The 14,664-nt window shown below is 44.9% G+C and carries 6 protein-coding genes; 1 reads left to right on the forward strand and 5 read right to left on the reverse strand.

Translation table 11 applies throughout. From position 1 onward, the window contains the following. Positions 1-22: 22 nt before the first annotated feature. From NIAKO_RS14115 to NIAKO_RS36725, 4 genes are all read right to left on the reverse strand, one after another. On the reverse strand, positions 23-7,624 hold the full coding sequence (locus NIAKO_RS14115) for a PA14 domain-containing protein (protein WP_014219122.1): 7,602 nt from the start codon (positions 7,622-7,624) through the stop codon (positions 23-25). Positions 7,625-7,657: 33 nt separating this feature from the next. Continuing rightward, entirely contained in the window at positions 7,658-8,773 is a 1,116-nt protein-coding gene (locus NIAKO_RS14120) for a hypothetical protein (protein ID WP_014219123.1), read from the reverse strand. Position 8,774: 1 nt separating this feature from the next. Then, the gene (locus tag NIAKO_RS14125) at positions 8,775-10,913 is read right to left on the reverse strand and encodes a hypothetical protein (protein ID WP_041346762.1); all 2,139 of its coding nucleotides are present in this window, start codon (positions 10,911-10,913) and stop codon (positions 8,775-8,777) included. 307 nt (positions 10,914-11,220) lie between these two features. Continuing rightward, positions 11,221-12,219: an OmpA family protein gene (locus tag NIAKO_RS36725; protein ID WP_014219125.1), complete on the reverse strand. Its 999-nt coding sequence runs from the start codon at positions 12,217-12,219 to the stop codon at positions 11,221-11,223. A gap of 771 nt (positions 12,220-12,990) precedes the next feature. Here NIAKO_RS36725 and NIAKO_RS14140 point away from each other — a divergent pair. Then, complete coding sequence (locus tag NIAKO_RS14140) at positions 12,991-13,239, forward strand: hypothetical protein (protein ID WP_014219127.1); 249 nt, start codon at positions 12,991-12,993, stop codon at positions 13,237-13,239. A 10-nt stretch (positions 13,240-13,249) separates the two neighbouring features. Here the strand turns inward: NIAKO_RS14140 and NIAKO_RS14145 are convergent, their stop codons facing one another. Beyond that, positions 13,250-14,497, reverse strand: coding sequence for an NAD(P)/FAD-dependent oxidoreductase (locus NIAKO_RS14145; protein WP_014219128.1), 1,248 nt, complete (start codon positions 14,495-14,497; stop codon positions 13,250-13,252). Positions 14,498-14,664: the final 167 nt, after the last annotated feature.

Here is a 14,664-nt window from a genome sequence, read left to right on the forward strand (position 1 = left end):
GTTTAGATTAAAAAACAGGTTATTACTCTTTCAACAAGGCGCTTCGGGTCTCCCTGATGGTTTTAATACCTTTCTCTGTTTCTTTTTTAACCCTGATAAGTGTTCCCTCGTCATCATACTCATAGAACGTGGCATAATTGTTCTCATCCAGTTCGGCCATCAACCGCAGGTTTACGGGGTTATACACAAACGATTTCATATTGGCATTGAACGGCTGCACCCGGATATCGTCGAAGAATACCGGCGTCCCCGAAGTTGCTCTCAGATTCATGGTCATGGTAGTGGCTCCCTTCGGAATGGTCAGCGTATCTTCTATCCGCTGCCAGCCTTCTATAATATTGCCGGTGGGTGTGAAGTTGAAATAATTAGTACCGGTATTGTTATCAAATGCCAGACCGACCGCCGCATTGTAGTAACCACCCGAAATACAGGGCTGGTCCTGTTTAACCCAGGCGCTTACTACTACCTTTTGTCCCTGGATGGGTGAAAAACGTTTATGGGTAAGGTGCGTGCCGGTAGGGTTGTTGAATTTCACACACCAGGTGGTATCCCTGATTATAGTTCTGTTTTTTACAGCGGCTATGTCTGTTCCTTCAGTATAGAGCTGCGATGGTGGCATAACCTCCCTGGCCTGGTTCGCACTTTCCCATTGCATTTGAAATTGAAAGTTGCCGTGGTTTTGAACGCCATTCACTTCAATATAATATAACTCACCCGCCTGCAGCAATACCGTTTTCGTTGGATAGGCCTGACTGTAAGAGTGACCTTCAAATACTTCCACTGCGGAGCTATCTGTAAGATGTATTCTTGTACCATTAACAGTAATGTAAGCAGTCATTATATCATCTGCGGTACAATAGAAAGTATACGTACCAGTGTAACGCGGCTGAACGTAACCCCTCCACCTAAAATTCATGTCTTCTGTACAACATAGGCCCAACTGTGGACTTTGAAAATCGACCTGACCTGTACCCAGGCTCGTCCAATTATTTCGACCAGGATTAGGTCCTGTGTCATAAAAAGAACCGTAGGTCACTGTTAAACCTTGTCCATCACCATGAATATTCGTGCTTACAAGCGGCACGGAATCTTCCTTCATCGACAACTCAGGCGCATCTTTCACCTCATCTGGTGTGCCGATGTTGAAGGTGGCATATCCTACTTCATTTCCATTTACACGCCGGCTGTACAAACCGGTATGGCTTACGGTGTCAACCAGGTTGGCATCTTTGCCCAGGTCTATATGACGATTCAGCACACATTTTATACAGTCATCAGTAGTATACCCGTAATCCTCAAACCCATCAAAGGCGATCTCGCGGTTCTTGGCGTTCTGCGCTACGGCCACCGGTAATGTTTGGTTATAGCCGTACTGGCCGGAATTGTACCGGTCAAGCGGGTCGTGGTTTTCTATTTCGTATCCTTTGTTGTTAAAGCGCGCCAGCTCACTGTTCCAAACCCAACGGCTCGTATCGGTTGAAGCGCCCGTAAGGGCATTGTCGTTAAAAGTCCAGTAAGTCGCAAAATCTTTTATAACGCCGTCTGTACGGATGTCGGTAGCAACTGCGGGATCTGCCTGCATCCTGTTTCCATAATAGGTGTAAGCGCGGTCCATGCGCCAGTTACCCAGCAAGCCAAGCCGGTATGGGTTAACCGCTGTATCATTTATATTTGGTCTGCACACGTATGTATTAACCGGCGAAAGGTTACAATAATAACCGCCACCTGGTGTATTGTCATCAGCACCCAGCGGAGGTGTATCAAGGTAATAGGGTTGCGAACCACCTGCGCAGGGTGGAAAATAATTAATATCTATTGTAGGCATACACGAGTTCACCGGAATTGCTGCTTCTGCCCGGGCGAAGGTTTGCGTTTGCGTTTGACAATTTAAATTGCTGTTATAAGTCATCCTGCTCAACAATTTCTTTCCATCTCCCGCTCCATCCAGGCGGATGCGGATTACAGGAGCATTGCCGTCTGCATACAAGTCATGCAACATGTTCCGCGCCATAGGGGTAATATCTATCGTTTCATTTCTTACTATCTCTTGCCCATGGGGCGTTTCGGGTAGCAGCACCTTGCTATTTGGATCCGGATCCACCGGCTCTGGATTGTCCCAGTAATAATAATACGCATATCTTTTGGCCTCATCAGTTGTTGCAGTGTTAATAACTTCCTTCACCCAGCCGGAGTTCAGGTGTTCAATCCAACTTTTATTCGTTTCGTTGTCGTTTACATCGGGGGCGTCCTGGTTTCCGTATAATCGAAGGGTGGCAGCAGTAATTAAGGCGCCCTGTGGAATAGTGTTCATGTTAAATCTTAAAAAACTTCTATATTCTCTATCCCAGGAGCCGGTACCATTATCATACGCACTGGCCTCAAACATATTAATATCGTTGACTGCAGGAAAAACGTTATTATCAGCATTATTGCCTTCACCTTTATAATTTTGAAGGGCATAATAATCGTCAGCGGGAATGGTTATAGGTATTGGTACCATTCTATGAGTGGCAATAACGGTGGTATCTTTTCTAAAAATGGTACTATCTACCGCCCACATATCCTTAAAGCGTCCCGCATTGGCGGCAATAACATGTGTAGCCGTATCAATTATAAACCTTGGTATCCCATTGTCTACTTTTATGGGTGTTTGAAGGGAAGTTATACTGCCCACCGTTATGCCAGCCAGATTTCGTTTACCTGAACGGATAACGCGGATATCGCTGGAATCACATGAATACGGCACTCCCCACTCATCTATAAAATAAATGCCATTCTGTTGTTGTTTTCCCCTGGAGGCATCGATGGCCCAGATCTTTTTATAAGCACGGCCTTGCGATCGATCAAACAGATAATAATCAGCAGCGCAATGGTCATCGGAACCATTACGTTTATCATACCCCAACACCAGCAATTCATCACCACTCTTAAAATACCTGTTTGCCGGCATCCTGGCATTGGATGAGGAGAACAGGATACCTTTTCTGAAATGAACGTCATTCAGGATGGTACCGATATTGGTATAGGCAGCCCCCATTCCGTCATAAGCCCAATGGGCAGGATAGCTGAAATTGTACAACGGATCATCAAATTCATTGTTGGTTTGCGACAACAACACATCGCCAGTTTCGCCATCATAAACCAGGTTGCGGGTAGTAACCCTACTGCCTTTTTCAAAATGGATCACACTGTCGAGAATGCCATACCGGTTCACGATCTTCAACACCGAAACGGCCCGGTACCGGTTGGTTTCTCCATTGAACAGGGGTATAATAGAAATGATGGGAATCGTAGCTGGCCCCCACCCAATGAGATCGAGGTTTCCTTCAACATTAGCACTGCTGGTAGTAGAGGTTTGCTCCCGCACATCGACCATCACTTCCACATCCTTTCCTATTATGCCGTTCATATCAATTTTACCATTGGCCGAATCGGCTATCGCTACCGTGTTCGATAATTTGGGTTGCCCCGCATTGTCGTTCTCCAACCGGTAATAATTATACGTATAACTAATAGGGTTGGCCGGATCGTTCTGGGCGTAGGCAGACTGTGATTTCGGTTTCCCGTTCATATCATTCAGTTCTATCTTAAAACCCTGGCTCAGCGTAACACAAGTGAGCGCACTAAAAAAGAAAGGATTGCTGATAGGCGTTTTGTAGGGCTTTTTACTGTCATTATCAATCGGCGTGTATTCTACGACGGTGGGAAAATCTCTTGTTGTATAGAATTCTGTCTCATCAAAACCATTGGCAGATTTTTTATCTCTGTGAATGGTTTGCACCCTTATCTTGCTATACCCAACCGAAGGACCGGGGAAGAAAGTTTCTGCAAACGGTTCTTCGGTATACATATAATTGGTAGGCGCCATAGCTCCCACCTTTTCTGAATATACTTTTGCCGGTACATGGAAAGGATTTTCATCGCCCCCGATCATTGGTTCGTAAGAAGCCACCCCGCTGCTGATACCGGTTTCCACCCCGTTTATCAAAACTGTATCGGTATAGGTATACGTTTGCCCGTATACGGCTGAATCCTGTTGTTTACCGGTTTTCGCGGTCATATTGCCCCAGTTGTCGAAGATCTCTGTCTTATTCACCCGCAAACCGCCGCCAAACTTTTTGTAAATGGGGTTATCCAATCTTACAAACGACTTATCCAGTTCAACGTTATTGCACTTATTACTATTCCTTACCTTATTATCAAAGCCGGCCTCTTTTAGCAGGTTTACAACAAGGCTCGACACATTTATCACCATATTTACAGCAGCACGAATATCTATTTTATCGCCCGGTTCACTGAAGGGATATGCTTTTGATGGAAGATTTAGGCGCATGAACTGGATAGCAGCCATCGCCATGGGACTTTTTCCTGCACTGATCGCTTTAACCCTTATCCAGATAACCTGGCGATCTGCCGTTACCCCATAATCCTCTATATCGGCATAGCAGGGTACCAGCTCATAGCCCCGGCCCCAATTATCCCCAGGCATATCCACTGCCATCTTCATATACAACTGGCTAACTCCATCCAGATACTTCCGGGTAATTTCTGATTTATCATTTACCGGATCGGTTACTTTTACAAATACAACCGGGTAATCGCCATTGCTTTGATACAGCTTTGATTTTGGTGCGGCAGTTTCCGATTCTCCAAAACCTTTTATCGTAAAGAACTGCATGGCCCGTTTATTCTGCACATAGGCGTAATCGTCACTCTCATAAGTTACCTTCAGTCTGCCACCCGACGGTAATTTAACTTCGTTCAGCGTCCATGGAGCCGCCACATTATTTGCCTGTGATTCTGTCCAGTTATTGGTACCTGGTTGCAGCGTATAGGGATAATCGGCATTGGTTAACACCTGACCGGGGTTACCGGGATTGGCGGACCCATCTTTATAATTACCCCACCGATCGGCAGATTTCAGGGTGAAGTCGGGGTTAGGCCCACCATAGGTAAACACGTAGGGATTTCGTTTGCCTTTGAAATTATTATTATAGCTGAACCAGATCTTTTTCAGGGTAAGCTTTCCAGAATCGGTGACCGAGCCCGGGTTCTTCCTGCACAATTCGTAGCTATACTCAAAATGGACCGTCTTTATGGGGCGGGCATTGGCGCCGTTCTTTTTAAAATCGGCTTTTGTATACAGGTTTATCTCTTTTAATTTATACAATTTCTGAGCACCCTGTCCGCCGTTCTCATCAATAACACCGTACCCGTCCTTTCTATCAGCATCCAGTACAAAGGTGGCGATCATGGTTTTGGATTCTACCGAATTCAAATACCATACTTCGCGTTTTCCATAGGAATAACTGCCTTTTTTGTCACGGCTGTCGGTTTTCAATCCTTCATTGTAAGAGGCTTTTTTTAAATCATAAGGCGCCCGCCATTGATAGGCGTCATCAAGACCATACACCTCGGAATAATTGAACTTAACTGCATCCCCCATATCGTCTTCGGTAATTCCATCACCTGTGAGATCCACATAATCGCCCGACAAAATACCTGACAACAAAAAGGAGTGGGAATAGGCCGGAAGTACTTCCCTGTTTACATAGCCATCTTTACCTTTGTCATTGCCTGGATAATTTTCCAAGCCTGGTGTATAGCCTACCAGACCGGTTGAATTATCACCGGGATCAGTTGCCATGGTTACATCTACCTGTTGCCGGTTGTATACCGGAACGCCATATACGTACCGGCGCCCATCGGCATTCAGCACCGAGATCTCCGATACGTGGTGCTCCAACCGGTTTACGCTGTCGTACCGTTGAATGGGCGTAAACCCGGCACAACCGGAAACCGGAAAGCTATTAATACCATAATTCTTTATTACTTTATCGAGCCCCACTTCTGCCGCTTCACGTGCGTTCAGGTAAGAAATCACCTGGCTCCGTTTATCCCGTTGTTTGCGAAGCGTATTGGCATCAAAACTGATCTTACCGGTTGCACGGCCATTTTTAAACAAAGACAACTGAGACGTAGCAGTTACAACCTTGTTATTGTTACCGGCCGCCAGATCAACCCGCATCAGGTTATCACCGCCCAGGGCCTGCTGGTATACTTTATCCGCCGCAGTTTTTTCGCCCGGGTTTTTAAAATATACATTCTCAAAAGTGGTATCGGCCGATCTGAAGGGAATAACACCTACCAGGTCATTGTCGCCCAGCCAGGCATTGTTTTTTGTATATGCATCTATCTGCTGGTAATCGAGACCGGCTTTCAGAATATCTCCAAAGCCAATATCGGCGCCTATATTGTAGTTATCACTCGTTGTTACCATCCTATGATCGTACATATAACCAATGTCGTTACGATAAGCCCTGAACATCCCGCCAGTGCCTTCACCGCTTATTGACCAGGTATCATAGGTATAAATAGGAACAGCGATATTGGGTGAGTTATCAGTCCAGGTAACATCTTTTTCGCGATTGAAATCCAGCAACACATTGGGATTTTTATTGGCCTTTTCATAAAATAGGTAGCCATAAGCCGGTAATGACAAAACCGGAGCTTTCACTTCCTGGGTTGACATATAACCCTGAATATGCTGATAAGTAAATGCCCCCATCCCTTCCGTTCCTCCTTTCAACCTGAATGACCATCCCTGGGAGTTATATGGAATTGAAATAGTAGGGGTATAAGATGGTCTTGAAAATGAAATACTGGTACTGAAACGGCCCAGACCCGGATCGGCGAGCCGCACATTATTGGTGGCATTTACCTGCGCCCGCATTTGACCGGTGATCTGCAGGTTCTGGATACCGGTTCGGGTATTATAGTTCGTTCCAATGTTAATGCTCCCCTGCAATGTATTCTCTTTGGAGCCCAGTTGAAAACCCATAGAGGGGCTGATATCAGTTCCGTTTTGTGTGTTATTGGCAACCGATAACCCCGCCGACAAACTACCCTTGGCGCCCACGCCTATACCTACGCTTACATTCCTGGCCGTTTGAAGCCCCCAGCCTTTATAAGTATTGTGGAAAACACTCACAGAAACGTCATTCCCGATATTTACCGGGCCGCCAAAGATCTCTACTCCCTTGCCAACCACACCACCTATGGTTCTGTTGGGTTTTATATAAACGGTTTTTTCAATCTTTTCAACACCCTTGAAATCATCTGGCAATCCACGCATGTTGCGCGAGATCGCACCGGGGTTAATATTCCATCCCAACCCCACCCAACTGGCTTCCTGGTCCATGGTAATGCCGCTTTGATAATGCAGGTTAACCGGGTAACCTCCCACATCAAGCAGCGGAATATTATAGCTAAAATCGCCGCTGAACGGATCAACCAGGTTATTACTGTTAACCGATTGAAAGCTTTGCACTTCAGGCTGGGTAGGGCCTGTAGTGGCCACGCCTTTCACATGTGCAGGGCTGTTTACCTTTTTTACCTTTATATCCGCTACTGAAATAGCGGATGCTTTTTGAACGTTGGTGTTTTTTGATGGCATCCCCGGCTCAGGTGTTCTTTCCCGGGTACCGGCGTCATATGAACCATGAAAAGGCGCATAAGCCAGGGTGTTCGCCCTGGAAACAAGCGGCGCCACGAGTTGCAGATAAAATAAGGTCACTAAAAACCAGGTTATGGTTTTATGATTTCGGGCTAATGACTGTAACATTATTTATAATTTTCTAAGGCTTACTGTTAAAGGTTATTGGTTGTTTGATTGCCGGTATTCGAATTTTAAGAACCAGCGTTCGTTACGGTCATTGAAAATAGTGAGCAGGTACATATGTTTGTTTATTAAACCACTGTTTGTAAGATCGAGGTTCATATAATTAGCGCCGTATTTCACTGCCAGCACCGCCGAATCCAGCTGTACATCCTGCCCGGTGGATTTACTTATATCTGTCAGTTTTACCTGTACCGAAGGGCTATTCAATTCATGCAGGTATAAAAAGTGCAATGGATTGCCTGAGATAACATAAGAGGCATCCTGTTCACGACGCATGGCAGCATACAAACTCTTATGAGACATCCGGAACGTATCGCTTAACGGTTGTTGAATTGTAAAACTCCATACCTCGCTATTGGCAATGGGTGAAAGATTATTTTTTGCCGTAACCCGCCAGGCATATACTTTACCCGTATCCAGTTCAGGCATATTTAAAGGATATTGCAAACTGGTAAATGAAATGTTCGATTGCAGGTATACCGGTATGTTCTGTTGAATGGCATCTGCCCCGCTTTGTGTGGGCTGCACTTCTACCAGCAACCAGTCGTACAACAGATTGCTGAACGAATTATAAGGGGTTGGGGGCAACCAGGTAAAAAACGGCCGGCGAACGATCACCCCGTCCCTATCACCTGGCTGTATCAATTGCGGTGGACTGATTGGCTCTACCTCTGCGGTCACACATTCATCAGCCACCTGGTCGGAAATATCGTTTGTCCACCTGGTTACTGTATAACAAATATTGTACACCCCCACCGGTAAAAACCCATTGGGATTGGCATCGATGTTGTACCCCGCCCCAACAGTATACGTTACCGGCGCTACCATAGCTGCATTGAGGGCCTTTGCGCCGGCCGGCAGCATAATGCTGGGCGTTGTTGCCGTAAGAACCGTTTGTCCGGTCCCGGCATCTGTCATTGTCATTTGTATTTCCACTGCCATGGATGCGCCTGTTGTATTCACCAGCGACATGTTCCATAACTGAGGTTTAATGGTGAGTCCAAGGGGCGGTAATTGCAGGGTTACAACAACCTGCGCCTGCAGGCGCCACCCCATCAACAATACCAGGATAAGCAATAGCTTTTGCTTCATTTTATTTGAAATTAAATGTCTTGATAAATTGTACCGTTCCCATTTCATTACGTACCAGTCCGCTTTTGTTTCCAGGCAAATACCCATGTTCGTAACTTAGAAATAACTGGTCCTGTTTCAACAGCCGGATATTGGCTGAAACATACCCCCCGGCCTTGATATCGATATGATTGAGGTTATTGATCTTAATGCCAATACCTACCGATCCGAACCCGGGAATATTGGGTTGAATACCGCCATCAAGCACCTGCAGCGTGTAATTGCTGTTCTTTGTATAAGAAATGCCTGCATTGGCGGTAAATGCATTGAAATAAAAGGTCTGCGTGAAATAACTATTGGTAGCATTATAATACCGGAAGCTGGTATCTGAGTTATTATTAAGGAATTTGTTTAACATAAGGGTGGTAGCCATCTTCAACTGACGAACAACATAATAGTGATACAGGGTGGCATTGAAGGTTTGAAACCGGTTCTCCATTACCTGGTTATCTACTTTGGTATATTGCGACATCGGTTGATAGCCTACAGAAACCACCGGCCATTTCCGGATGCGCATGGTTGCTGTAACGCTTTTAAATACGGTATTGCTTTTATAATCCTGCACAATAAAGGGATTCACAAATTCATTTTTCCGTAAAGCAGCAACTATGCGCAGTTTTCTTTTAAATAAGCTTTGGTCGGCTTTTATGTACCAGCTTTCCATAGCAGTATTGGTGGTATAACTGCTGAACGATTGATAGTTGGCGCCTGTTTTTTTATAAGAGGCATCGAGCTTCGTGTTCGTTACCGGTATAGCCGAATACAAATGGAACGCAATAGCCTGGTTATTCTTATCAGTAAAATCAAGCTTACTGCTACTTCCAGCCACCGGCGGGTTGTTTCGGAAATCAGGCGCTATCGATTTTCCTGCTTCTGCAATGAAGTAAGAAGTTCGGTTGATCGCCCAGCGGCTTTCAGCGCTCAGTCCGGATACTTTTATATTTGAATTGACAGCAGAGCCGGATGCAAACAGTTGCTTTTTTCCGGTGAAGGCCGACAAGATGAAATAATTTTTTTCCAGTCGCCCTATACCGGCCCGCACCATACCCAGGTATTGGGGCTTTCTATTGGCATTGCCCACCACAAAATCCCGGAAACGATAATTGACCGTTCCTGCTGTAAGCGCCAGGTAATACCAGCTGTTGTATTCGAGATTGATCCCGTTTACGCTTACGTTTTTGGCGGTTAATTCGCTGTAATTAACCGGGCTGCGTCCAAGGCTGAAATTTCTTAGACCTAATAACCACCGGTATTTTGCCGGTATTTCCACATCCTCCAGTCCATATTCCTGCAATTTGTTTTTCCAGGCCCTGGCGGATTGTAATCCACTCCAGTCGCCTTTGATCAATTGTTGATACTGACGCACCTTTGCCTGATTTTCCTTGTATTTTTCCTGTAAAGAATCGAACTGCGTATATAGTTGATCGAATTTGTTTTTGGTATTATTATATTGATCCAGAAAATAAGCAGCCGCTTTTTTCAATGAATCTTCCTTGTGCAGGTTGGCACTATCCGGCAGGCTGCCATCCCAGCTAAGCTTTGGCACCTTTAATATTTCATTGGCTTCAATAAGCTTTTGGGGATTGAATGTTGTTTTCAATAATTTATCCAAACCGGAAAGTTCGTTTTGTTTAAGAGCAACCAGTTTTTCAAGGCTGGCATCTTTTACAGCCGGGGCCAATGCCAGCATACGCTGACGCATGGTTGTTTTTAAATTTTCCCGGAACGCAGCCTGGTTAAAAGCCACCTGTGCATCGTAAATATTTCTGAAAAAAGAGGAGTTGCTTTTACGCAGCCAGTAATTGACCTGTAGCGGTACAATGCCTGCTACTGTAGCGTTTAAACGTCCGGTAATATTATGTTGCAGAATGTCTTTTTCAGCATAGGGCGTATCTATCAGCGCCCTGTAATTGGCATTATAACAAACCATGCCGCCATTCAACTTAAAAAAGGGCCTGGTCTTAAATAAATTTCGGAAAGGATTATTGATATCGGGGGCAATGCTGTCGGGGATGGTAGTTCGTAGATTATTGACCGGAAACTGGGCATGGATAGTTTCTGCAAAAGCCAGGAACAGTACAACCTGGTTTACATAAAGCAAAAACTTTCTACAACATGTGTAACTATGTACCATGCCTGATTTGGGGGTTAGTGGGTCAATAAAATACCTATGACGTTTTTACAAACGTCTGATGTCTGATGTGTGCGCTAAATACTAAATATTGTTAATACGAATAGCCGGGGTTATAATCAACAAACAGTGGATTTATTCTTAATATGTGCATCATTTCCTATGATTGCCAACTGCGTTTATATGACGCAGTAAAAGTATAAAAAAATCCTATTCAACAATTAATCGTATAATAATTATTGTTCACGTTAATATTAAACCGGAGCGTGCAGGATAGTCAATAATGAATTTGCAGCACTACTCTTCTGTTGGTAGCCCTGCCTTCTGGTGTAGCGTTAGTGGCAACAGGTTGCTGCTGTCCGTAACCAGCAGCTTTTAAACGATTGTTTTCAACACCTGCTTTTATCAGGTAATCCATCACGGTTTTTGAGCGGTTTTCGCTCAGCAATTGATTATCGGCCGGCTGGCCAACATTATCAGTATGCCCTTCAATAGACAGTTGGAGGGCCTGATCTTCTTTAAGAATATGTGCCACCGTGTCGAGCGCGGAAAAGGAGACCGGCAGTAATTTATAACTCCCGGTTTCAAAGAAAATTTGCCGGGCGGCCCTGTCTACTATTGTTTTTAGCGCTTCCAATGACCGGAAACTACTATAGTTATTAACCTTATTAGTATCAGGGGCGGGGCAACCATGATAACGTGCTGTGCCTGCCATTTGCGGACAGGAATCGAGGTTATCGATAATACCATCCCCGTCGGCATCGGAAGAAATAACCTGCCGCACAACGGGCGCCGGTAAAGATACCTGGGTTGTTCTGGAAATTTTTCTATGGGTAATAGCACCGGCAATCCCAATACTGTGAAAGAAATGCCTGGGTTGTTCGGCAGTTACAGCTACCCGGTACTGGGAATTGACCAGCAGAAAAAGATCCGCTGTCACATTCACCTGAACGCCCATGCCTATCGGTATATATACACCATACCGGTTATCATATTGCGACCAGCCTGCACCGGTAATTGCATACGGATTGAACAAAGCCTGCGATTTAAGCAGGCGAGCCCGCAGGGTAAAATCATTTTCCAACAGCAATTGCTTTTTATCGCCGGTGTTGTTTCCATTTTTATTATCAGGAAATTCAAGAAAAGAACCTGCCACCATAATTGAATAATCGAAACGCCGGGACAGGTTATTTTGAAAATGCAGGGCCAGGCCCGGCTTCATGGAACGACCAAAGGAAGAAAGTTTATTGGCGCCGTCAAAATCAATAAATGCCATGTTTATACCCAGGGCCGGTACTTTTGTAAAGCTTACAATTTGGCACCTGGCTGTTAAACCGGGTAAAAAAAATGAACAAATAATAAAGGAAGCTATAAGAGGGCGTAAGGAAAACTGATTAATAGTCACTTGAATGGAAATAAGGGATGAAATACATTTGCCTATAAAAAAGAAAACAAAAGTACAGATCCGGGCAGGAAAAAAAGTTTTTCACATGCCGGAACTTAAAAAATATCAGTGTTTTTTACGGAGCAGCTTAAATTTGGGGGATTTGTTTTTTTACTCAATGGTCTTTACTAACTATGTGTCAACCCTTACTCAATTACTCTTTAACAGTTATTTATTTCAGATCATCATCAACCAGCTTTAGAACACGAATTCGTAACTATTCACCATAAGTTTTGAACTTTCACGTATAAGTGCAGAACTTTTCGGGAAATGTTCCCTACATGCCGCATGAAGTTGGCTACTTATACGCCAAAGTAGCTAACATTAGGGCAAAGTTTGACCACATTACTCCAAAGAGTGATTAATCGCTCCAAAGTTGGCTCGAAATGAGGCATTTTAAGCTACTTACGACACTAAGTTGGCAACTTTTGGTCAAATTTAATAAACTGTGCGGCACTTTGAACAAAATGCCTCGTTGTTGGGAATATTTGACTTAATTGACAACTTCGGCAGAACATTTGAAGAACGAGACAATGCTACTTTTTTTGACACTCCCTGGCATAAGAACTGCAGTTGTAAAATACAGCTTAAAATTGTGGCAAAATGACTACCAAAAAGGAAAACCAGGCGCCCAAAAAACGGGCTATAAAAGAAGAAGATAACTTCAATGTTGAAGATAAAGAAGCGCTGGAAGCAGCCAAGACCGATACACCGGCACCGGATGAATTCATTGGCCCCGATGCCGACACCGACGTGCCATTGGATGGTGGTGTAGAAAACGATGCTGTGCTACGAGGTGAACATCACGCTGATGAAAATGAAAAAAAAGACAAGCTGCCACCAGACAAATAGCCAGCCCCTTCTACGATCTGTTCAACAACATCTTCACATAGAATGAAGGCCGGGTAAGTTTTTTCCGCAGGTCAATTTCATAAAACATACACGACATCAACTCGCGCAGCTGCTTATTGCGCATGGCCGTTTTCATCAGGAGATTAAACAACCAGGTGCGATTGGCCAGCCGTTGTATTTTGGTGCTCAAACTTAATTCTGGTCCCAATACGCGATACACTTCTTCATCATATTTTTTCAGACATGCAGCCGTGAAATTATTTGCTTTTAAAGCAGCCGCGGCCTGCTGCGCAGCAATACGCCCGGAATACAATGCATTCCCAATACCTTCTCCCGTAAACGGATCTATCAGGTACGCCGCGTCGCCCGTAAGCATATATCGTTCTCCCGAAAGCGTTCGCTTTTTACTTCCCAACGGCAATCCATAACCTTCTATGCCGCTGGCAAGGGTAGCATTTTTAAACCGTTCTTTCATTACGGGGTCATTGGCCACAATATCCTGCATAGTCTTTTTCAGGTTCAGCTTCCTTTTTCGCACCACGCTGCTTAATATGCTAATACCTACATTGGCTTCGCCGTTGGGCAATGGAAAGATCCAGAAATACCCGGGCAATAAGGAACGCAGGAAATGCAATTCTATAAATCCATCAGCACTTAACCCGCTCACTCCTTTGTAATAAGCCCTGATGCCGGCGCAATAATGTTGCGGTTCCATATGTATGCCGGCAACTTCTTTGGTAAACGCTGAATGAGCGCCATTGGCCACGATCACCAGTTTTGCTTTTATTGAAAATGTACCTGTGGCATCCTCCAGCAAGTAACCATCGGGGTGACGGGTAAATGTATCTATCGACTGTCCCTCGAACAATTGTACATCCGGACAGCGTTTTAATTCCGTTACCAGGAAATTATCGAAGTTGATACGTTTGCAAACAAAGCCGGCAGGGATGCCGGTCTTCGACTGAGGATTATAATCGGGCTCGTAAGCTATATCGAGCGAATCGCGGCTGGGCGCCGTAAAGGTAACGCCCCAACTCCCCTCTTTTTCCTGCAGCCGGCACAGGCGTTCGCCAATGTTTTTATCGATCCGGTTCAGGGCCGTTAACACTTTTCCACTCAGGCCATCGCCACAGATCTTATCGCGGGGGAAGACGGCCTTATCAACCACCACACAAGGAATGTTGAACTGTTGCAATTGCAAAGCTGCTGCTGCTCCTGCCGGCCCGGCGCCAATTATGCAAACGTCTGTCGCTATCATAAGCGCGAAAGATAGGTAATAAATTGCATTTACCTACCGGGGCATATTCTGCGTCTAACTATTTATAACAATACCCACAGGGCGTTCTATGTCCGGAGGCAATTGCCTCTGAAATCACTTAGCAGGATTAACGGAATTCCCATTGCTGGCTTTTACCGCCTGCACCC

Origin of the sequence: Niastella koreensis GR20-10, assembly GCF_000246855.1 — a bacterium.
Taxonomy (GTDB): domain Bacteria; phylum Bacteroidota; class Bacteroidia; order Chitinophagales; family Chitinophagaceae; genus Niastella; species Niastella koreensis.